The sequence below is a fragment of the Colwellia sp. MB02u-14 genome (genome assembly GCF_014076915.1).
GTDB lineage: Bacteria > Pseudomonadota > Gammaproteobacteria > Enterobacterales > Alteromonadaceae > Colwellia_A.
In genome coordinates this window covers 232,617-255,357 of sequence record NZ_JACGUX010000001.1, presented here as the reverse complement: position 1 = coordinate 255,357, position 22,741 = coordinate 232,617, and the positions used below count along the sequence as shown (strand labels likewise).

Below are 22,741 nucleotides of genomic sequence, written 5' to 3'. Positions count from 1 at the left end.
ATTCAATTAACTAAAGGGCTTATAAAAAATATTTATATCAAACTTTAACCTATTTGCTCATCAACCATAAAATAATCATACCAAAAAACAATAAACTCATGCCGATATTACGGATAGATGAAGTCGGTTGTTGTGTTAACTTTATTAGGTAGTTTTGCCATTTATTGGGAAAAAGGGCTGGTACTAAACCCTCAATGATCAGTACCAACGCGAAAGCGGTTAACAGTGTATCTATCATCTTAATACTCCGTAAGTTATTTGATTAGTATTGAAATAAGGAATTACTCCTATTAACAATTGATTGGTTGCTACTTATAGCAGATATAAAAAAGCCATGACAAGTCATGGCTTTTTTATCAAAAGAATAGACTACTTTTGAACTTTAGCGCCTTCTTTTAAGTAGTTAAAGAAATCACTATCAGGTTTAACCACCAGGATATCACTTTTACTACTAAAACTTTTTTCATACGCTTCAAGGCTACGGTAGAAACTGAAAAACTCAGGATCTTGTCCATATGAATCAGCATAAACTTTAGCGGCTAATGCATCACCTTCACCACGCATTTCTTGTGCTTCTTTTTGCGCCGTTGCTAACATCACTGTTACTTTAGCATCTATTGTTGCACGAATAATTTCTGCTTGCTCTTGACCTTTAGAGCGATGCTCTTTTGCAACCGCGGTTCGTTCTGCTCGCATGCGGTCGTAGATAGACGCACTAACTTCGGCGGGTAAATTAATCGCCTTAATACGTACATCAATAACTTCAATACCTAAATCTTCGCGACTACTTTCAGCGCTTGCCAAAGCCTTAGCCATAATGCCATCACGGTCACCTGAAACAATTTCTTTAATGGTACGAGTACCAAATTCGGTACGCAGACCATTATTTACTTTTTGCTTTAATAACGCACGAGCATTTTCTACTGAACCAGAGGTCCGTAAGTAAAAGGTTGAAAAATCAACAATACGCCACTTAACAAAAGAGTCTACCATCAAATCTTTTTTCTCAGAGGTCACAAAACGATCAGCTGCTTCATCAAGTGTTTGAATACGCGCGTCAAGTTTACGAACGTTGTTAATAAACGGTATCTTAAGATGTAAGCCCGGTTCATAGACAATCATTTCGCCGGTATCAGCATCACGTTTAATTTTTGTAAACTGAAAAACGATACCACGTTGTCCTTCTGAAACGACAAAAACAGAAGAGACAGTTAATACCAAAAATAATACAATTAATGCAATTATAAAGTTTTTCATTGCTTAATTTCTCCCATCATTAAATCTGTCTGCACGACCTGACAAGTCAGGAGCAGAGCTTGACGTATTAACAGATTTGTTTACACGTGACTGGCTCTGCATCGTATTATTCTGGTTTGATGACTGACTTTGCATCATTTTGTCTAACGGTAAATACATCATATTATTACCGCCTTCAACATCAACCATTACTTTGCTGGTATTCGCGTAAACGCTTTCCATCGTTGATAAATACATACGCTGGCGAGTAACTTCTGGAGCCGCTAAATATTCAGGTAATAGTTTATTGAATTTAGCCACTTCACCTTCAGCATCTAATACCGTTTGTTGCTTATACGCTATGGCTTCTTGCTCCATACGTTTCACTCGGCCACGTGCTCGTGGTTCAATACCACGTGCATAGGCTTCAGCTTCACGTAAAAAACGCACTTCATCTTCTTGTGCAGAAATAGCATCATCAAAAGCATCTTTCACTTCTTCAGGAGGACGAGCATCTTTAAAGTTAACATCGACAACAATTAACCCAAGGTTATACGGGGCAATAATATCATCTAATTCTTTCCAAACATCTTGACGAACTTTCTCACGACCACTTGTTAAAATATCATCCATTCTAGAATCACCAATAACAAAGCGTAAAGCACTATCTAGTGATTGGCTTAAACTGTCATCTGCATTGGTAACACTGAAAATATAATTACGCGCATCAACAACACGATACTGTATTTGCATTTCAACACGTACTACGTTTTCATCTTTTGTTAACATGAAGCCAGATGCAGGTAAATCGCGTGTTGTTTGCATATCTACAGGAATAATACGTTCCGCAAATGTCCACTTCCAACGCAAACCTGGCTCTACTGTGCCAGAATATTGTCCAAAACGTAAAACAAGACCTTTCTCAGCTTCTTTAATGGTATAAAAACCACTAAATGCATAGACAAGAATACCCACAATTAAAGCAATAGCGATACCAACATTCGATGCGCCTTTCTTGCTACCACCGTTTGATGATTTACCACCAAAAATACCACCGAACTTATTACCAATATCTTTAAGTAAATCGTCTAAATCAGGTGGCCCTTGATTCTTATCATCTTTCTTTTTCCAGGGGTCTTTATCATTATTCCCCGGTTCGTTCCACGCCATGGTCTTCTCCACTCACTTTAAATTTAAATAAATACTAAAACTACTATTTACCCATTACGGTAATATATCAGTCTGTTTGCGTTCAATAAAGCCTTCAATATCAGCTTCGTTGAGTTTAACTAATCTATCCCACTCTCTTGCAGGTAATTTAACTTTTAATAAACAATTTCCGTCTTCATCATAACTTTCATCAACAATAGAATTTAATTGATAAAATACACCCCGTAATTTACCTTCACTTGGAGGTAAACATAAGTTGTGCTTAATAATTTTCTTTCCAAGGCGTTCAGCTAGCGCTTGAAAAAGTAAATCGATTCCTATACCTTTCTGTGCAGACAACCAGACTCTACTAGGTAAGCCTGTGTCATCTCTGTCAATGCGAGGCTGAATATCTTCCAGAGCATCTATTTTGTTACAAATTAATAATTGCGGTACGTCGCCCGCTTGGATCTCTTTTAAAACCGTTTCAACCTGCTCAATATTTTCAGTTCGCCTATCGTCCGAAATATCGATTACATGTAGTAATAACTCAGCTTCACGAGTTTCGGTCAATGTTGCTTTAAAAGCAGCGACTAAATCATGAGGCAAATGACGGATAAAACCTACTGTATCAGCGAGTATTGCCCGACCGACATCCTCAATCTCAATTTTTCGTAACGTAGGGTCTAAAGTTGCAAATAATTGATCAGCTGCATAAACATTTGCCTCAGTAATAATGTTAAACAGCGTCGATTTACCCGCATTGGTATAACCCACTAAAGAAATAGTCGGTATTTCAGCGCGTGTTCTTGCTCTTCTGCCTTGCTGGCGTTGTTTCTCAACCCGTTCTAAACGTTTACGAATATTAACCATACGATCACGAAGTAAACGCCGATCAGTTTCTAGTTGAGTTTCACCAGGACCTCGTAAGCCTATACCACCTTTTTGTCGTTCAAGGTGAGTCCAGCCACGAATAAGGCGAGTACTCATGTGTCGTAACTGTGCCAGCTCAACTTGCATCTTCCCTTCATGGGTTCGCGCGCGTTGTGCAAAAATATCTAAAATAAGTGTCGTGCGGTCAATAACACGACATTCACACAACGCTTCAATATTTTTTTCTTGAGAGGGGGAAAGTTCGTGATTAAAAAGTACGACATTGGCTTGGTATAGCTTTACCGCCTCGGCTACTTCTTCAGCCTTACCACTACCAACAAAGAATTTAGCGTGAGGTGTACTGCGTTTACCGGTAATAATAGCAAGCGCATTCACACCCGCAGAGCTTACAAGCATTTCAAATTCTTGTAAGTCTTCACGTGCATTTTCATCAGGGAAATCAAGGTGAACAAGAATAGCTTGCTCACCTGCTTCATAACGATCAAACAATTGAGTATTACCTATAAACTAAATAGTTAAACCAAAAAAGATTTATGTACATTTAATATTTGGCGTATAACCAAACTCAATAAAATCATTAATCTTGCTGTTCCTGATTATAATCACCTGTTTGAGGCGCTGGCATAGTAGAAACTGCCCGTGAAGGAACAACAGTAGAAATCGCGTGTTTATAAACCATTTGACTTACTGTATTTTTAAGTAAGATAACAAATTGATCAAATGACTCTACTTGTCCTTGTAGTTTAATGCCATTAACTAAATATATTGCTACCGGAATGCGATCACGTCGTAAAGCATTCAAAAATGGGTCTTGTAAAGATTGCCCCTTTGCCATTGTGTGGCCCCTTTTTTGTTATTTTTAATAAATGTATTGTCGAGTTTTTTCGTTATAAAACTAGTTACTTACTATGCAACTGTTTTCATTATACATCAAGGTTTAAAGTTTGCTTACAGAAGACAAAATTAGTTTTAAATTATTTTCATCTTCCATATGCAGCCATTGTAGATTTGGCCAATTTCTCAGCCAAGTCAACTGTCGTTTTGCCAATTGACGTGTCGCACAAATGCCTTTGAAGACCATTTCATCATGGTCGACTTCATCATTTAAATATTCCCACATCTGGCGATAACCAACACAACGGATGGAGGGTAAATCTTTATTTAAATCATTACGTTGCTTTAATTTAACAACTTCTGATTCAAAATCTTGTGCTATCATTTGCTCAAATCTTAGCGCGATACGAGCATGTAAATCTTTACGTTCTTTAGGTGAAATAGCAAATTGTAGAACATCGCCGCTAAGTCGCTCACCTTTAACTTTCGTTAATTCAGTCATGCTTTTGCCAGTAAGTCGATAGACTTCTAACGCTCGCATTAATCGTTGCGGATCATTTTTATGAATACGTTCGGCAGAAATGGGGTCTACTACAGCAAGTTGCTGGTGTATATTGCCCCAACCTAACGCTTTAGCTTCAGCTTCGATGGCTTCACGAATACTAACATCTGCAGATGGCAGAGGTGAGATCCCGTCAATTAAGCTTTTAAAGTACATCATCGTACCGCCTACCAATAAAGGTATACGGTTATTTGCTCGAATTTTAGCAATTTCTATTAATGCATCACGACAAAAATCAGCGGCTGAATAGCTTTCACTAGCATCGATTAAATTAATTAAACGATGTGGATACTTTGCTAATTCTTCAGCCGTTGGCTTGGCTGTGCCAATATCCATATCTCGGTATACAAGTGCAGAATCAACGCTGATGATATCGCATGGTAGTGCATCATATAATGCCATCGCTAACGCTGTTTTCCCCGCGGCAGTCGGCCCCATCAAACAAATTACTGGCGGTAATTTACTTTGTTTACTGTCAATAACGTTTAAGGATAGAACTTCAGACATCAGCTTAATTGGCATTCGTTAACTTTCTTATTGAGGATGTGAGGTCTACCACTACCGAATTCAAGCGTAGCTGCTGTTCAAAAGTAGAATTAAATTTTTGTTCACCCAAATGAAGTAGATTATTAGCTTCTTGGCTATCATAGACACCAGCGGTCAACAAACTTGCAAACGCCTGTTGCCAATCACTATTTTCCAATTTCTGGACATCCTGCAAAAACAAAAACTTTAGTAGGTTATTAAAGCTCAAGTTAACATCTTTATTTCTCAATAAGGCAGGAAATTCGCGAACCTGCACACTAGTTTTTGTTAAAACACTGGCAACGATGCCTATTTTTTTCAAAGCATCCGTCTGTTGTTCAACAAAATTGACTTGATTGTTATCTAACGATATTTTTATGGGTAATAATAGCGGTTGGCTTACAAAGTTATGTTGCCACCTGTTTTGAACATCAAGCAATTTAACCGCTTGTTCTAGTTTATTTAACGCTAATAAACGCAGTTCATTATTAAGTGTAATCACAGCATATTGTTTGTCAACCACATCGCCCAGTACTAGGGTTTGGTTGTCATTAACGGTTTTTAATCTTTCATCAGTATTTTCTTTGTCAGACAAAGGTGTCATTAATGTTTGATAAGCTTGAGCCGCACTTCTACTGACTTTGTTATTGCTTTGTGTATAAGAGGATTGATTATTTTGAGGGCGATGCTCATAAGATTGAACATGTACATCAGTCACTTTAGTCAATGGCTTAATATAGTCACGCTCTACTTGGTGAACGCTTTCGTGTTGATTGGCTTGTGGGTAATTTACCCCGCTCATTTCAGGCTGAATGTGTGAAAGAGTGGCAGATTGATTACCTTGAACAGGCACCTCAGCCACATTTGCATTTTCACTTAACGCGTCATGACAAACCGAGTAGATGAAATCATGTATATAACGGCCTTGATGAAAACGTACTTCATGCTTTGCAGGATGCACATTAACATCAACTTCACGCACATCAAGCACCAGAAAAAGTACAAAAGCGGGATAAGTATCCGCGGGCAGCATATTACTGTAAGCTTGGCGAATCGCGTGATTAATCAACTTATCTCGCATCATGCGACCATTAACATAGCTAAAACATAAGTCATTTTGGCTGCGCGCGAAGCTTGGTAGCCCTACCCAACCCGACAATTGCAAATCACCATGATGACAATCAACTTCAAGTGAATGTTCAATAAACTTTTGACCACAAATTTGCGCTACGCGCTTCGCATATAAGCTTTTATTATTAACCGCTTTGAAATGTTTTATCACTTTTTGGTTATGCGACAAAATAAAGCTCACATCAAACCGTGCCAAAGCGATACGCTTAATGACTTCTTCAATATGAGAAAATTCTGTTTTCTCGGTGCGCAGAAATTTTCGCCTAGCTGGCGTATTGAAAAACAAATCAACGACATCAATAGTTGTACCGTTGGGATGTGCGGCTGGTTGCAATGCCACCGCCATATCTCGGCCTTCCGCAATTGCTTGCCACGCTGATTCTTGCTCAGCAGGCTTTGAGGTCAACGTTAAACGAGCAACAGAGCTAATACTTGCCAGTGCCTCACCACGAAAACCTAAACTGCAGATACCTTCTAAGTCATTTAAATCTTTAATTTTACTGGTTGCATGGCGACTTAGCGCTAAGGTGAGTTCATTTTTAACAATGCCCGCGCCATTATCGCTAATACGAATACGTTTAGCGCCACCTTTTTCAATATCTATTTTAATGGTCGTTGCGCCAGCATCTAAACTGTTTTCAACTAATTCTTTCACCACTGATGAAGGGCGCTCTACGACTTCACCCGCGGCAATTTGGTTAGCAAGACGAGCGGGAAGGATTTCTATGGTCATAAAATTTGATCTATTAACTATTTTATAATGAAATTAATCGGCACGAGGTATTCTTAATGTTTGACCTATGCGTACGGTATTAGACGTTAGATTGTTTGCGAGTTTTAATTGTCTTACTGAAACGCTATAACGCTGCGCCAACACCGACAAAGATTCACCACGAGTAATTTTGTGCTGACGTTCTTCAATAGAGGCATAAAAACTTCCCATCGGTGGTTGAGACAGAAAATGATTTTTAATGCCTTTAAAAATACCTTTAGCGAGTTTTCTTTGATGGGCACTAGAATTTAAATTTTGCTCTTCTCTGTGGTTAGAAATAAAGCCTGTTTCTACCAAAATTGAGGGGATATCAGAAGATTTTAACACACCAAAATTACCATTTTGTGGATATTTCTTATGCATCTTAGTGATTTTTTTTAATTGTTTAATTACGCTCGCTGCCATACTGATACTGACACCTTGTGAGTGCTCTTTATTCATGTCAGCTAAGGTTTTCGCCAAATTATCATCACGGGTATTTTTGATTACGCCCCCTCCACCACCTAATAACTCTGAGTTGTTAGATCGGTTACGCAACCATTTTGCCATTTCTGACTCTACACGTTTATGCGATACAATCCACACTGACGCACCACTTGGCTGTGGGGTTCTAAAAGCATCGGCATGAATGGACACTAAAAAGTCGACCTGGCTTTTTCTGGCTATTTCACTACGTCGCCCGACAGAGACATAATAATCTCCATCGCGAACCATTACCGCTTTCATCCCTTTTTCATTATTGATATAAGTCGCAAGTTTTTTTGCAATCGCTAGCGTAACGCGTTTTTCATAAGTCCCCTTCCCACCCACCGAGCCTGGGTCTTCGCCGCCATGTCCGGCATCAATGGCTATGATGATATCGCGTTGATTATTTTGTGGCGTATGCGCACGCTGGGTGATTTTTTCCTGATCGAATAAATCAATCACTAAACGATTGCCGTATTGTCCTGCGGGGGCAAGGGGGAAAACAGCTAGAGAATAATTGTCAGCTAATTCTAATACTAAGCGTGTTGTTCCTTTAGTAGGAGACTTGCTGGTACGAATGCGTGTAATACGCTTGTCTTTTTTAAGAAGATTCTTAAACGAAACGTGATTTTTACTATTTTTAAAATCAATGACTAACCGTTGAGGTTTTTTTAAACTGAAATACTTATAGTCAGGTACGCCACTTAAATCAAAAACAATACGTGTATTCTCAGGTGCAGGCCAAACACGAACGCCGTCAATACTATTACCGTAGGCAGAAGAAAAACCGCTAAAAAGTAATAAAATAGCTAAAAATAACGATCGAATATTCATTTACTGCTTTCCCTTCCTTTTGCTTATTTCAAACTACATTAAGCCAGTGAGCTCAGCACAAGCTGACCCAGCGTGGTTTTTGCTTGGAAATTAATAGTTCTTTGTTCATCACTATACGCTAAGTCGATACGTAAATCAGGCGCCTTAATCATACCTTGCCCCTTTTCCGGCCACTCTATAAAGCAGCAGCAATTCTGCGCAAAGTAATCTCGAATGCCCATATACTCTAATTCTTCAGGGTCAGACAATCGATATAAGTCAAAATGGTATACTAACCAATTATTCAGTTCGTAGGGTTCAACTAAAGTGTAAGTTGGGCTTTTAACGTGACCAATATGCCCCATACCTTGTACAAAACCTCGTGTTAACGTCGTTTTTCCTGCACCTAAATCACCGTATAAATAAACAACAATACCTTGTTTAAGTTTTTTTTGTACAATATCAGCCAGTTTTTTACCCATGGCTATGGTTGCGGATTCATCAGGTAATAAGTAGTGTTTGTTTGTAAGTATTTCTTTCATTAGTATATTCTAAAGTTTCTTATTAATAAGTTGCGGGATAATAGGCAATAAGTCGCTTGCTAGCATACCAATTTTACCATGCTTTTGTGCAATAAAATCGCCGGCTTTCCCATGAATATAAACAGCCAGAGCAGTAAGTTGTGCATAATTGAGGGTCTTTTGCTTTTTGCTCCAACCTTTAACCATATTTTTTTGCATAACGACCGCTGCAATAATACCTGACAAGACATCCCCCATACCACCACTAGCCATACCTGAATTTCCTGTTGTATTTATCCAAGCATGTTGTCCATCACTGATTAAGCTCCCTGAGCCTTTTAATACACAAACACAGTTATATTGTCGGGCAATTTTTTTCACTGCACTAAAACGGTCTCTTTCTATGTCTGCTACTGTACAATCTAATAATGCAGCCGCTTCACCAGGATGTGGCGTTAATATCCAATCATTATTTTTAAGGTACTCTCCCAATAGACCTTGATAATAATCGCTTGCCAATAAACGCAAGCCATCCGCATCAATGACACAAGGTTTATGTTGAGCTAAAACCAAATTAAATAACGCCATACCCCAGTTATTTTGACCTAACCCCGGGCCAAGCACATAGATTTTAGCGTTAATAAATGCATCATTAGTTGATAATTTTTCAGCACAAGTCGGTGCTAACATCAATTCAGGCCGCCCATTAAATACGAATGCTTGGTTGGCTTGATGACAACAAACACTGACCAATGCTGCGCCACTTCGTAAAGCAGCCTCTGCAGATAACCTAATGGCCCCCGCAAAACCTTTCTCGCCACCAATCGCCATACATAAGCCAATATTTCCTTTATGGCTGCTGGCCACACGTGTTGGCAGATACTGAAATACCGACTCACCTAACACGGAAGCTTCATTCGAGATTTGTGCTGAAAACTCGCAACCCAGATCTAAATCAGCAAAATATAACTGACCAACGTGATTCATTGCTTGCCCTGTTAACAAGCCACTTTTAAGCGCAATAAAAGTGACTGTACTCTGCGCAACAACCGCTGAACTTTCCACATAGCCAGTTGTTGCACAAAGTCCAGACGGAACATCAACACTGACCACTGGCGCTAAATGCTGATTAATAGCGTCAACCAAAGTAACGATGCATGGCGGCAAACTTCCTTTAAAACCAATACCAAAAATTGCATCAACGATTAGGGCGCCTTGAAAATTCACCACCGTTTCATCATTGCAGTTTTGCTGTTCAAATAAAACCAATGCATCTTTAGCTTTATTAATCACTGTGTAGTGTTGGTAAGCAGTTAAAGCATTACCTGAGAGTTCCTGTGGGGGTACGGTAAGTAAAACAGTGACTTGAAAGCCTTCCTGTGCAGCTAAACTCGCCAAAACAAAACCGTCACCACCATTATTTCCTTTACCGCAAATCACTAAAATTTTCGGCTTTAAAAGATACTCGTTTTCTAGGTTAGACTTTAATAAATAGGTTTGTTGTATATGTTGAAAAGTAACCTCACCTGCACTTTTCATTAATGAATACATTTCAATTTTTTGCTTTTTTGCAACTTTTTCTTCATTGTTCAACACTTGCTTCGCGGAAAAAGCCGCTTGTGGTAAACTTGCTGCTAAGATTTTTATATTCATTATTTTTATCCAACTTTCGGTTAATTTTCCTGCGACAACAATGTAACTATGACAACATCTACGATCAACTATCAAGAATTAGCCGAAAAAATCAAGCTTTGGGGTCAAGAATTAGGCTTTTCCCAGGTAGGTTTCAGCGATATTGACTTATCAAGCCATGAAAAAGCATTAACCCAGTGGTTAGAAAACAACTACCATGGTGAAATGGACTACATGAAAAAGCATGGTTTAATGCGAGCACGCGCTCAAGAGCTTGTTGAGGGCACAACACGAGTAATTAGTGTACGCATGGACTATTTACCTACCGATGCTAAATTTGCGCGTACCCTTAAAAAGAAAGATCATGCCTATATTAGCCGTTATGCTTTAGGCCGAGACTATCACAAATTAATCCGTAAACGCCTTAAACAACTTGGTGATAAAATTAGTGAATATTGTGAAGCGTTTAATTTTCGTCCATTCGTTGACTCTGCCCCCATTTTAGAAAGGCCATTAGCAGAAAAAGCGGGGTTAGGCTGGGTAGGCAAGCACTCACTCTTGATCAACAAAAATGCGGGTTCATGGTTTTTTCTTGGCGAACTTTTAGTTGATATACCCTTACCGACCAGTGATAAAACAGCTAATGAATGTGGTAGTTGCGTCTCTTGTATTAAAATTTGTCCAACTCAAGCAATAGTGGCCCCTTACGTCGTTGATGCTCGTCGTTGTATCTCTTATTTAACCATTGAATTACGAGATGCGATCCCTGAAGAATTTAGACCCTTAATTGGTAATAGAATTTACGGTTGTGATGATTGCCAGCTTATTTGTCCATGGAATAAATTTGCAAACCTGACACATGAAGGTGATTTCTCGCCACGTCAAAATCTTGATAACATTGAATTACTGACGGTCTTTAACTGGGATGAACAAACGTTTCTCAGTAAAACCGAAGGCTCACCAATCCGCCGTATTGGCTTTAATAGCTGGCAACGAAATATTGCCGTTGCACTGGGTAATGCTCCGTATAACGAAGCAAATGTTCAAGCACTACAGCATAACTTAGTTAGCGCGGAGTCTATGGTCGCTGAACATATGACTTGGGCACTGAGCCAACAGGAAAGCAAGCGTATAGCAATAGAACAGCAAAGTAAGATACACGTAAAAAATCAACGGTTAACTGAACGATTGATTCGCAGTGTTGAAAAAGGTTTACCTAGAGACGCTTAATTGGCTCAGCTTTTTGCCACTTTATTTTAAGTTTTTCAATTGCCTCTAGACCACTCCCCTTGACGTTTGAAGATAAGAGTACTTCAATAGCCTCTTTCCCGAAGATATCATGACATTCTTCAAATTCATTACTTTCCTTTAACGCAATCAATATTTTTAACAATCGCATCGTCAATTTAATATTATGAGGCGTTAATCTCAGTGCTTGCTGAATAGCGTCAAGTGCGGGTTTAAGACGGTTTTTTTCGAAATGCTCAATCGACATGTCATTCAATTGTTTAGGAGAAAAATTAATTTCAACACGCTCAATACTTTCTTGTTCGATGTATTTATTGATGACTTGGCTCGTCAGTGAATCACCTGAAACTTGATTACTAATGACATCTAACATTTTCAATGCCTCTTCACGCATACCTAATTCATGAAATACTTTAACTTTGTCAAGGTTGTCTTCAATTTGAGTGGATGCTTTCAAGTCAACGTGATTTAAAATGAGCTTAGTCGCTTTACCTTTATGTTCTCGCACAATATATAAACGTGCTTTTATCACTAACAACTGCTGTTTGAATTCACTTATATCGTTACTATATTCACTTTCAAGTTGTTTAATGTTTTTATCTGTTTGCTTTAAAACAATAGATGCCCTTCCGTCTGTAAGTGCGCCAGCTAAGTCAATACCTGATCGAATCAGGTTTAAAAGGAGTTCAGGGGAATCATGAATAGAGTTTTTTGCTTGTTTGACGATATTACGTGTCGCAATATATTGTCCTTCATGGTCATGATTAAGACGCGCTAAATCCCATGATTTTTTATTACGTTCAATATTTCGTGGCGATAACTCAGTGGCTTTTTTTATCTCATCGTAAGCTTTGTCAAATTGCGCTTGTTCAATATAATATTGAGCAAGCATATCGTGAGCACCAAACCGAGTAGCAGGTTTTTTTATCAGTTTTTCGAGTAAGTCATAAATATCCTTAATACGTCCTTGTTTTAATAAAGACTTTACATAACCCAAATATACCCAAGCATAGGTATAGGTTTTCATTAAACCTTTATAGAAACCTTCTGCTGTCTCGAACTCTAAAAGACTTAAATAAGCCTCACCTTTCATACGTGATATGTTTGAATGAAAATGATGTAAACGCTCATTAGCTAAATGACGGTCTGCAAAATAAATAACTTTTGAAAAACTCTTCGTATCGCTCGCTCGATACATATTGAATAATTGCTTCTTAATTTGCAAAGTATGTATTAAGCGTTCTTTGACATTTTTAGGCGCAAGTGGCTTTACCCAAAAATCATCAGGCTGCAATTCTACAATAGAATTAACGAGAGACTCATTGGTTTCAGTACTAAGAAAAATGAGTACAGTGGTTTTATTAACATGGCCTCTAAACTTTAATTCTTCGAGTAAATGAAAACCATCTTTATCACTGTTAACATTAAATGAGCAAATAACAATATTAAAACGTTCTGTTTCACATAACCTTATACCGTAATAAGCATTTTCAGCACATTTTACGTGATTAATACCAATGTCATATAATCCCCTTTTTAAGGTGTCATGAACTAACCGGTTGTCGTCTATTATTAATACAGTAAGTTGAGAAAAGTCATCTAGCTCATTTTTTTCAGTAATTTCCATTTAACATTTACCTTTAGATCATTTTTCTTGCGCAGTAACTCGCCTATGTTCGCACGTTTTAATCACCTTGTTTTTCTCATGATTTTTATAGTTTTTCCATGCCAAAATTTCATTAATATGTCGAAAACAGCCAAGACAAACATCGTCCGTATTCAAACAACAGTTTCTCGTACAAGGACTGGCTACGTTAGTGTTTTTATCCGCTTCAAAAGTCACTTTATATTGCCTCAGCAAACAGACTTAACAGCCGTTTCTGATGATTCAATTGTCCAAACAACACCATAATCAGCTGATGTTCATGTATTTTATCTTGATTAAGTTCAAACAGTAATTGTTTACACGTATCAAGCAAGTTTTGAGCAGCTAATATTGTGCCTGTTTTCATTAAATTATGGATCAAGCTTATACCTAAGGGGTAATTTTGCTCATCAAGCGCTGTCGATAATTGTCTAACCACATCATTAATATCAGCAATGTAATCATCAAGCATCACGATTGCCAGTTCTGCAGAACCTTGGGTGTTTGCATATTGTTCTAAATTAAGCGGCTCCGACTGATTACTTCTCGATGCGGGTGTTAAATCTAACGCCGAGTGTACTTGGTCAATTTCTTTACTCGTATGCCGCTTTTGGCTGTCGTTATTTTGCTCTTCTAGCGGTGCATTAGAAATTGCTTGAGTTTGCTTTGCCTTTAGCCAAGGCTGTAAAAGTGTCACTAAAGCGTCAATATCATCAAGTCTGGGGACAACAGAGACACGCCACTTCTCTGCCAATGATGGAATATTTTTTGTTGAAAAGCTACTTTTACTAAAAGTAAATATATCGCGGCGAACGCCTTTACCTGCAGCCATTTCAATAAAAGGTGATTGCTCAAACCCAGTAAATAATAATAAATATCGCCCAGAACTCCAAAATTTAGACATAGCCTTAGGCTGAGAAACAATTTTCACTTGTAATCCTAACCACTGTAAAATACGTATTAACGTTAGGTGCTTAGTAGGAGCTTCTACAGCAAAAAGTACTTCAACCTGTGTCATTAAATACTGATGTTCGATAAACAGACTTGCATTAAGTTTATGATTACTCGCTTTTTCTGTTGTTAAAAAATCATAGATACTTTGTTGTAACGCAGATATTTGTAGCGGGTTAGCTCCTTGTTCAAACAAACCATGCCGCTCTATAGGAGCATTGAAATTGGGTTGTATAACGAAGAGTTTGGGCTGAATATTTGTTGCTAAGCTCGATATATGTTGCTGGATTTTTTCAAACCACTTTATATAAAGATCGCTACCTAAAATAACCAGATCAACCCTGTTACTCATCAGTTTTGTTGTGCTTAAACGCGGAAAAATTAACGCTGGTTTTGCTAAGCTTTCAATTAAACCATTAGCTGAAACAAGCGCTTTTTCGATAATGCCACAGATGTTGTTGTCACTTGAGAGTAATAAAACATTCGTTTGCTGCAAATCAATTTTATTTACTGATATTTCTTGAACAATATCAGTAAAAGCAATCGGTAACGTAAATGAGAATTGATAACCGTTTTCTTGAAATTGAACATTTTTGTCCGTGACATTTAAAGTGTCAAAAAGTAGGCTCAAGTAGGCAAGAGTATCATTTGTTGTTATTTTCGCAGACTCCGAACTTTCCACCAATAATAGACGTTTTATTTCCTCAGGTACTTTTGCTATTGCCTTTTTGGCTATAACAGAAAAGTCAAAACGCACCATTTGCTGACCTTCGTTTTTATCAATGACACGGGTACTTATTTGTAAGGTAGCTTTAAATAAGTCAACAAGCAGTAATCGACAAATGCCATTTAAAAGTCGGTGGAATAAACGTATATCCAATTTCGCGTGTGTTAACAATTGTTCGTCCTGGAGATAGTAAATATTATTACGCTGAAAATGTGTATCGCTAATAATATTAAGTAGTGCCGCATCTATTTCGTTGTACAAGGCGACATCGCTCAATGTCATCGGTTGTAAAGCAGACGAAAACTGATTTCGAATTTCATTTTGTCGACACCAATCAAAGATGCGTGATAATTGCCGATAAACCTGAAGTGAGGTAACACCAGAGCCAATGGATACACTCTGACTTTGCAACATAGTACGTACCACCATATTACTTAACTTTTCGTTATCGGTGTTATGTTTAGATATTAGCTGCAGACTTTTTTTATCACTGACCTGTTCTAATTTATTTATAGCGTTTTTCAGCTTTTTAATTTCTTCAACTTGTTGACTACTATTTTTATTAGTAATTTGTAGCTCTAAAAGTTGTTGCTGAAATTCTTTTTCACTATGTGCAGGATTAACCATTGTTTCTAGGGCTATTTGCATTTTTTCTGCAATTTTTTTATTTTCCATAGAATTCAAAAAATTGGGGGTAAGTTTTTCATCTCCATTGTTAACCCTACTTTCAATAAACGCCATAAATAGCGGTACACTTTCTTGGCCATACTTTTTTATTTTTCTCTTGGTATTGAATATCATGCTCACTAAAAATAAAAAAAGTAGCGCAATAAAACCAAGTATCGCTAACTGTAAATGTTGGTTGCTTAGAACGATTTTTTGTTGGCTTAGTAAGGTTGTTACCTTGGCAGGAAGCCAATCGATTAATAACAATTTTTTATTTAATGAAACAGACTCTACGAATGAAAAGTCCAACACTAGTTTTTGTAATTGTTGTTGCTGTTGTTTTATAAATTCGACATATAAACGCGACAACCATAAATGGCTACGCCACTTTGCCACCGTATTTTGCTGTGAAAATAATAACTGTTCTAACATTATTAATTGTTTTGTTAATAACGAAGTATTTTTACTGACCACATTTTTAGTCGGTAAATAACTTGTTAAAGCTTGCCTTAGCTCAGTACTTACATCATCAAAATCAAGAATAGAATACTGAAGATTTAATTGTTGAAAGGCTAACAATGCATGGATAATTGTTTGTTGTAATTGTTGCAAATGACTCAGTTCCGTTATTTGCGTTGCGTAGGCTTTAGCTCTTGTTGCCGTTACGTTGTCAGTAAACTTGTCTGAACTGATTTGCTGAAGTAATAGTTTTTTTTGTCGCTGCTTTTGTTTAATATCAGTCGATATCTGATCATTAATAAGCTGTAATTGAATAATCGTATTTTGTTTTAGCTGGTAGTTTCTATCGTGATTTTTAGTCAATTTATCAACAACACCAGCAAACTCTTTATGACCTATATACATTAAATCTAGCTGAGGTTTATTATTGTTTATCAATAGTGAAATATTATTAATTTTTTGTTGGGCCTTTACATAGTCAGGCTTTAACTTATCGGCATGTGTACGTTGAGCTAAATTATCTAGTGCCAAATAAGTCAGTAATACTTGCTGTTGCCTTTGGTTTTGTTGCGTTAATAACGGCAGATCTTTCTCTGCGAATGAGGTAACTTGATTGTCGCGAAAGACTAAAAGTGCGGTTATCACAGAGAATATAAGAAAGGAAAGTAAAGCAATCCTAAAAAATCGTCCTGATAATTGCTGAGAAAAGTAACGAGAAACGTCCATATTGTTCTATACCTTCAACGGTAAATTTATAGAAAAATACAGTGTAGGGAATTATCACTAAGAATCAACGATTTTTAATGGTTATCAATGCTTTCATTTTATAAAAACTTAACTTCTTTTGGTGACCCAAGCCCATTCCATTTCACAAACAATAGGCTTTTTTTGTGATTCATCGGTAATTTCTACACTGACCATTAAGCTGCCCTTGTCGGCATTTTCTATCTGTTCAATGTCGGCTTCACTTAACACAGCGACCGCAGATAAACTTCCCTGCATTCGCCTTTCAAAGTTTATCGTCATACTTTTTAGTAAAGGTACACAACGGTCAGGTACATTCATACCAAAAACAATAACCGTTGCTGATTCTGCCAATAATGCAGCAGCAATGGCGTGAATACCGCCAATATGGTTTTGTACTTTCTTTTTATTTTCTAAAAACAATACAGCTTTGGTGTGCGAAACTGAAATAAGCTTTATTGATGAAGTACCGGCAAACTTTACCGTAAAACAAAAAATTTTAGTCAGTAAAAAAGAGCGTATAAAACGCGGCATTTTATTAACTTTACTGATGATTTTTCCAAATTTATTCGCCATAAGTTATTCACATTCTGTTAATTTAAAAGTAGTGTCGCGCAAACTGGTCTGACCTGCAAGGCATTTTACTATACTACAGAATATCTTGCGTTTTAATGTTGTAGTTTCTAAGACATTCCGTCTTTTGTCCGGTACACATGTCTCGAATTATGAAAAAGGTTATTTCATAATAATCAATAACATTAATTGGTTGAGGTGATATAAAGCTTGAAATAATCCGCCCTACTGCCGTTTTGCGGTTGAAATTGAATGTTGAAGGACTTTTCAAAATCAAACTTTTAGATTAAGTCGAAATATTGCAGTTTTTTTAGTTTTATTTGCTAAATTTTACTTAAAGAGGTATTTTTTATTTTGGCGCTAGCCACACTTGTACGCGAGTGAAAAAGAGCAAAACACCTAAAAAGATCTTAGTAATACCTAATCTATTACAAGCAACACATAAAAATTTTATAAATTAAGACATGCCTTGAGCAAATCATGTTGTAATCGCGTATAACGATAATTGATAGCAGTATTGAAGCTGCCTTAGGCATATGGATATGGATATGTTTATGAAAAATTTACAACCATTAGTTCATGCTACTCACTGCGTGCTTAAAATTACCATCCCATCAATTAAAAAAAGCCAGATATATGAAGCAATTGCCTCATACAGTGGCTTTAAAAGTTATGCCGCTTTTCAATTGACAGATGAGTTACAAGTAACTAATAAAGAACAAGCAAATCGACAATGCTTTGAACGAATGCTCGATATTGGTTTTGTTGCTGATTAAGCATTGTTAATAAATCAACATGCGGAAAATTGTGGGAAGAGCTTAAGACTCCTAACCTCGATGATATTTGGGATTTTTATAACCATGCATCTTATGATGAAAAACTCTCTTCTCTAGATATGCTGGATGCATTGAAATCGTTTATGAACACCAGAAATTTGGAAGCAAAGTTAATTGGATTGGTATAAAACTGAGGTCATGCAAAACCCAAATAAAGAAAGGGTCGCAGATGTTATTGCAAATACTAGCCCACATGAGGAAAAATGGTTCTGGTATTATTTTGCAAATTATATGACTTTGATGTAACTAATGACGAGCATGTTGCTATAAATGCTGATACTGGTGAAGAATATGATGGATATGGTCCTGTCTCGGTGGCCGGATATTCAAGTATTTTGATGCCTGAAATCTCAGAGTCTTCGAAATTAGAAATGCAAAAAGTAGTGACTAGCCTCTTTTCAAAAAGCATCAAATAGTTAAAAACAGCAGAGTTATAGCAAAAATTATTTCTCTGCTCATTCAAATTAAAAGCAATAATTCATAAGTATACAATGTGATTAAGAGGAATTTTATGGATAAGCAAACGTTTATTGATTCATGCTATACGCAACTGACTTCTATATTCAAAGAAGTCAAAGACTACAAAAAAGATGATAAGAAAAAACATAGGTTAGAAGGGTATCTTCATGCAGGTAAGGCTCTCGGTGTGATTTCCAATGAGGAAGCACTTAATTTGATGGAAAATGCACATCTTGAGGTGTTTGGTGAAACTATAGAATCGAGGAAATCTCGCAAAGCAAACCTAAGAGAGGCCGTTGCAAGGGGCGATGATGGTTATATCGACATTCCCGCCTATGAGAGAAATAAAGGTGGTTAGGAGCAGACTAAAATTGAAGAATGCCTATTATTTCAAAAGAAATGCCATACCTGAATGGGAAAGTATATCCTTTTTGGTATAACAACTTCTATTAGTGATTAGCCAAGTTAATCATCGTCATAATCTTCATCTTGACCACTACAAGACGCTTTATGAACGGTAACTACAAAACGCCGTAAATAGAATATTTAACTCACTTAAAAATGTTATCTCTTATCAAAAAAATTGTTCGATAGCTTAATACGATTTGTAACTTTAAAACATTATACTAAACTTACCTAAGCAGATATATCCGAGTATAAGTAACAGAATTTTTTCTCTTTTAGCTCACAAAACTGGTGTGGATCATTCTTTATACGACAGAATAAACATTAAATTATTGTGGACCTTAAGTATTATCAATAAGAGGCATATATGAATACACCCCAAAGTAATAAACTCTACTCAATAAAAACAAAGTTGGTTGCTAGCTTTAGCCTTTTAATTTTTTTCTTAGTGATATCTGCATGGTTTGGAGTGAGAGGAATGTCTAACATAAACAATCAACTCAATGACATTGTTGATATATCTGTCGAAAAAGTTAAGCTTGCTGCACGAATAAATCAAAATCTTTTATCTATATCGAGGGCTGAAAAGAATATTATATTAGCAAACACTCAAGAAGAGATGGATATATTTTCTACCAACACAGATTTAGAAAACACTGAAATGAGCAAGCGCCTGGCCAAGTTAAGAGTATTACTTGATGGTAATGGTAAAAAAATATTAGATGATTTTGCTAACACTTGGGATCAATACATAAAAATAAACACGGAAGTTCGAACACTGGCTAGACTTAACTCGAATAAAGTCGCCGGAAAATTATCCAGAGACGAGGCCCGTTTGGCCTATGATACTGCATCTAAATCAATCATTGCCGTTGTAGCTCGTAACGACCTAGCTTTGACTGCAGTCAAACGTTTAGTCGATGCAAAGCTTGTTGCCGAACGCATTAAACTTGCGGCACGTATCAATCGTAATTTAGTTGAAATTCAACGTGACGAAAAAAACATGATTCTCTCCACGCAACTTGAAAGCATTAATGAGTACGCCACAGCCATTGACATCACTCAAAAAGATATTTATGAACGATTGACGGCCCTAAGAGCCCTTGTACCTAAAGAAGATAGACAAGAAATAAAAGATTTTACCCTTGCTTACGAACAATATATGACCTTAAACCAAAAAATAAGAGATGCTACACGAGAAAATGGGAATCAACGCGCGTTTGACCTGTCAACAAACCAAGGCCGCATCATCAGTGATCAAGCCAGTGATTTAATGGCTAAACTGGTGAAAAAAGCAGAAAGTGATATGTCTCATGACTCACAATTAAGTGACAACCAATATGCGACAGCGCGCAATATAATGTTAATACTTACCCTTATAGGCCTTATAACCGGTAGTACGCTTGCTCTTTATATTTCGATGAGTATCGGTGGCGCGTTACAACGATTAGTCAATCGACTATATATTGCTCAACGCGAGGGTGATTTAACCGTTGTTATTGACGAAAGTGCCAAAGATGAAACCGGTAATGTTGCCCGTGCCTTCAATCAATTTACTGCCCAGATACACACTGTAATTAGTGAAGTAACCTATTCTACGGAACAGCTCTCAAGCTCCGCAGAAGAGTTATCGACGGTTAGTCAGCAGACAGGTCAAGGCGTAGAGAACCTTGGAAGTGAAATAGAACAAGTTGCCACTGCAATGAATGAAATGGCAGCAACAGTTCGAGATGTTGCCAGTAATGCTGAGCAAGCAGCAAGTTCTGCAAAAGAAGCTAATGTCAGTGCAGGTAATGGTGCCAATGTTGTAAAGGAAACAATAGAGTCAGTGGGTCTATTGGCAAGTGAAATTGAACACTCTGCAGAAGCCATTAATAAACTAAAAGTTGATAGTGAAAATATTAGTTCAGTCTTAGATGTGATTAAAAGTATTGCTGATCAGACAAATTTATTAGCACTCAATGCTGCTATAGAAGCAGCTCGAGCAGGAGAACAAGGACGTGGTTTCGCTGTTGTCGCTGATGAAGTGCGTTCGCTAGCACAGCGGACGCAACAATCCACTTCAGAAATTGAAATTATGATCGATAAAATACAAAATGGCACCATTGCTGTTGTTGATAGTATGAACAAAAGCCGTGAGCAAACACACCATGTAGTAGAAAAAGCCGATGAAACAGGTCAAATGCTCACACTAATTACCTCATCAATCACTGCAATTAATGATATGAATTGTCAGATTGCAACTGCCTCAGAAGAGCAGTCTGCTGTTGCAGAAGAAATTAATCGCAATGTTGTCAATGTACAAGAATTAACCATTCAATCGTCTACATCAACGTCACAAATAGCAACAACCAGTGTTGAATTAGCAAAGCTGGGTGAAGCACTTAATACGCAAGTTAGGCAATTTAAAATCTAAATCGTTATTTGTATAATCTGTAACTAACAACCTATGATTGTTAAAAATTGAGATCACTTGAGGCTAAAATACGCTACAGTGACCAAAATATTTTCTTTATAGCTTAAGACTTATCAACAGATATTTACATTTAAGGACCATTGAGGTGGATTTTTAACAAAAAAGACAGGGCTGTCGTAAAGTATAAAAGCGCCGTGGGCGCTTTTATTTGAAAGGTATTGATAAAGGGCATTACAATTTAAAAAAGTGTTCTTGATAAACTTTCATTTCAGCAATTGACTCTAAAATATCATCAAGGGCTAAATGAGCCCCCGTTTTTACCACTTTATCTAATACTTCAGGTTTCCAGCGACGCGCTAATTCTTTAACGGTACTGACATCTAAATTTCGATAATGAAAGTAATCTTCAAAATCAGGCATGTACTTATTGATAAAGCGCCTGTCTTGTCCAATGCTATTGCCACACATTGGTGATTTTCCTTTTGGTACATATTGCTCAACAAATTTTATCGTTGCCTGAGTAGCATCGGCTAAAGTACTTAAACTTTCACGGCAACGCGCAGTTAAACCTGATTCACCATGGTGTTCTATACACCACTGACTCATATTATCTAAGACTTCATCACTTTGATGAATCGCAAAGACTGGCCCTTGCGCTAAAATGTTTAAATGGCTGTCGGTGATAATACTGGCAATCTCTAAAATCACATCCGTATCAGGCTCTAATCCTGTCATCTCTAAATCTAACCAAATTAAATTTGTGTCGCTACATGTCATACCGCTTCCTTAATAATGCCAACTGTTTACTGAGACCAATTTCATCCATTGATCGCCCACATATGCAGGGTTAAATACGCTAAGGCAGCGTTGTTTTAATCTTCAACGTCTCGGCAAAAATCAATTGCGCGCCTTGCTTTGATTTGTTTTCCCCATACATAATAAAATCACAAACGTAATAAAACTGATATTACTATTACAAGTATATTAGATGAATTGTGATTTAGTCAGTATAATACGTACAATGAACTGTGATTAAAACTTTTTGTCGCATTAGCCTTTTTTTAAACAAGAGTGAAAC

The 22,741-nt window shown here is 37.2% G+C and carries 20 protein-coding genes; 5 read left to right on the top strand and 15 right to left on the bottom strand.

Annotated features, from left to right (window positions below; all coding sequences use genetic code 11):
• Window positions 1-49: 49 nt before the first annotated feature.
• From H4J52_RS01045 to H4J52_RS01000, 10 genes are all read right to left on the bottom strand, one after another.
• On the bottom strand, window positions 50-238 hold the full coding sequence (locus H4J52_RS01045; RefSeq protein WP_182180594.1) for a DUF2065 domain-containing protein: 189 nt from the start codon (window positions 236-238) through the stop codon (window positions 50-52).
• Between the two features lie 131 nt (window positions 239-369).
• On the bottom strand, window positions 370-1,257 hold the full coding sequence (gene hflC, locus H4J52_RS01040) for a protease modulator HflC (RefSeq protein ID WP_182180596.1): 888 nt from the start codon (window positions 1,255-1,257) through the stop codon (window positions 370-372).
• A gap of 3 nt (window positions 1,258-1,260) precedes the next feature.
• Window positions 1,261-2,406 (bottom strand): FtsH protease activity modulator HflK, encoded by a 1,146-nt coding sequence (gene hflK, locus H4J52_RS01035; RefSeq protein WP_182180598.1) that lies wholly within the window; start codon window positions 2,404-2,406, stop codon window positions 1,261-1,263.
• A gap of 54 nt (window positions 2,407-2,460) precedes the next feature.
• Complete coding sequence (gene hflX, locus H4J52_RS01030; RefSeq protein ID WP_182180600.1) at window positions 2,461-3,768, bottom strand: ribosome rescue GTPase HflX; 1,308 nt, start codon at window positions 3,766-3,768, stop codon at window positions 2,461-2,463.
• A gap of 88 nt (window positions 3,769-3,856) precedes the next feature.
• Entirely contained in the window at window positions 3,857-4,114 is a 258-nt protein-coding gene (gene hfq, locus H4J52_RS01025; RefSeq protein WP_182180602.1) for an RNA chaperone Hfq, read from the bottom strand.
• Window positions 4,115-4,216: 102 nt separating this feature from the next.
• Entirely contained in the window at window positions 4,217-5,182 is a 966-nt protein-coding gene (gene miaA, locus H4J52_RS01020) for a tRNA (adenosine(37)-N6)-dimethylallyltransferase MiaA (RefSeq protein ID WP_182180765.1), read from the bottom strand.
• Between the two features lie 4 nt (window positions 5,183-5,186).
• On the bottom strand, window positions 5,187-7,064 hold the full coding sequence (mutL, locus tag H4J52_RS01015) for a DNA mismatch repair endonuclease MutL (protein WP_182223478.1): 1,878 nt from the start codon (window positions 7,062-7,064) through the stop codon (window positions 5,187-5,189).
• A 33-nt stretch (window positions 7,065-7,097) separates the two neighbouring features.
• Window positions 7,098-8,402: an N-acetylmuramoyl-L-alanine amidase gene (locus H4J52_RS01010; RefSeq protein WP_182224099.1), complete on the bottom strand. Its 1,305-nt coding sequence runs from the start codon at window positions 8,400-8,402 to the stop codon at window positions 7,098-7,100.
• A gap of 38 nt (window positions 8,403-8,440) precedes the next feature.
• Window positions 8,441-8,923 (bottom strand): tRNA (adenosine(37)-N6)-threonylcarbamoyltransferase complex ATPase subunit type 1 TsaE, encoded by a 483-nt coding sequence (gene tsaE, locus H4J52_RS01005; protein ID WP_182180608.1) that lies wholly within the window; start codon window positions 8,921-8,923, stop codon window positions 8,441-8,443.
• A 9-nt stretch (window positions 8,924-8,932) separates the two neighbouring features.
• Window positions 8,933-10,555 (bottom strand): NAD(P)H-hydrate dehydratase, encoded by a 1,623-nt coding sequence (locus H4J52_RS01000; RefSeq protein WP_182180610.1) that lies wholly within the window; start codon window positions 10,553-10,555, stop codon window positions 8,933-8,935.
• Window positions 10,556-10,603: 48 nt separating this feature from the next.
• On the opposite strand from H4J52_RS01000, the gene queG reads away from it, so the two are divergent.
• The gene (gene queG / locus H4J52_RS00995; RefSeq protein ID WP_182180611.1) at window positions 10,604-11,764 is read left to right on the top strand and encodes a tRNA epoxyqueuosine(34) reductase QueG; all 1,161 of its coding nucleotides are present in this window, start codon (window positions 10,604-10,606) and stop codon (window positions 11,762-11,764) included.
• Here the strand turns inward: queG and H4J52_RS00990 are convergent.
• From H4J52_RS00990 to H4J52_RS00975, 4 genes are all read right to left on the bottom strand, one after another.
• Window positions 11,751-13,409 carry a response regulator gene (locus H4J52_RS00990; RefSeq protein WP_182224098.1) on the bottom strand — a complete coding sequence of 553 codons (1,659 nt, stop codon included), beginning with the start codon at window positions 13,407-13,409 and terminating at the stop codon, window positions 11,751-11,753. The genes queG and H4J52_RS00990 overlap by 14 nt on opposite strands.
• Before the next feature lie 18 nt (window positions 13,410-13,427).
• Window positions 13,428-13,625: a DUF1289 domain-containing protein gene (locus H4J52_RS00985; protein WP_182180615.1), complete on the bottom strand. Its 198-nt coding sequence runs from the start codon at window positions 13,623-13,625 to the stop codon at window positions 13,428-13,430.
• Window position 13,626: 1 nt separating this feature from the next.
• Window positions 13,627-16,956 (bottom strand): hypothetical protein, encoded by a 3,330-nt coding sequence (locus tag H4J52_RS00980; RefSeq protein WP_182223477.1) that lies wholly within the window; start codon window positions 16,954-16,956, stop codon window positions 13,627-13,629.
• A gap of 108 nt (window positions 16,957-17,064) precedes the next feature.
• Window positions 17,065-17,550, bottom strand: coding sequence for a DUF4442 domain-containing protein (locus H4J52_RS00975; protein WP_182224097.1), 486 nt, complete (start codon window positions 17,548-17,550; stop codon window positions 17,065-17,067).
• Between the two features lie 551 nt (window positions 17,551-18,101).
• On the opposite strand from H4J52_RS00975, the gene H4J52_RS00970 reads away from it, so the two are divergent.
• The 4 genes from H4J52_RS00970 (at window position 18,102) to H4J52_RS00955 (ending at window position 21,663) form a co-directional block, all read left to right on the top strand.
• Window positions 18,102-18,323, top strand: coding sequence for a hypothetical protein (locus H4J52_RS00970; protein ID WP_182180621.1), 222 nt, complete (start codon window positions 18,102-18,104; stop codon window positions 18,321-18,323).
• A gap of 263 nt (window positions 18,324-18,586) precedes the next feature.
• Entirely contained in the window at window positions 18,587-18,799 is a 213-nt protein-coding gene (locus tag H4J52_RS00965; protein WP_182224096.1) for a hypothetical protein, read from the top strand.
• Between the two features lie 95 nt (window positions 18,800-18,894).
• Entirely contained in the window at window positions 18,895-19,200 is a 306-nt protein-coding gene (locus H4J52_RS00960; RefSeq protein ID WP_182180625.1) for a hypothetical protein, read from the top strand.
• 414 nt (window positions 19,201-19,614) lie between these two features.
• Window positions 19,615-21,663: a methyl-accepting chemotaxis protein gene (locus H4J52_RS00955; RefSeq protein ID WP_182224095.1), complete on the top strand. Its 2,049-nt coding sequence runs from the start codon at window positions 19,615-19,617 to the stop codon at window positions 21,661-21,663.
• Window positions 21,664-21,894: 231 nt separating this feature from the next.
• Here H4J52_RS00955 and orn read toward each other — a convergent pair whose 3' ends face one another.
• Window positions 21,895-22,440 carry an oligoribonuclease gene (orn, locus tag H4J52_RS00950; RefSeq protein ID WP_182180629.1) on the bottom strand — a complete coding sequence of 182 codons (546 nt, stop codon included), beginning with the start codon at window positions 22,438-22,440 and terminating at the stop codon, window positions 21,895-21,897.
• Window positions 22,441-22,741 lie beyond the last annotated feature (301 nt).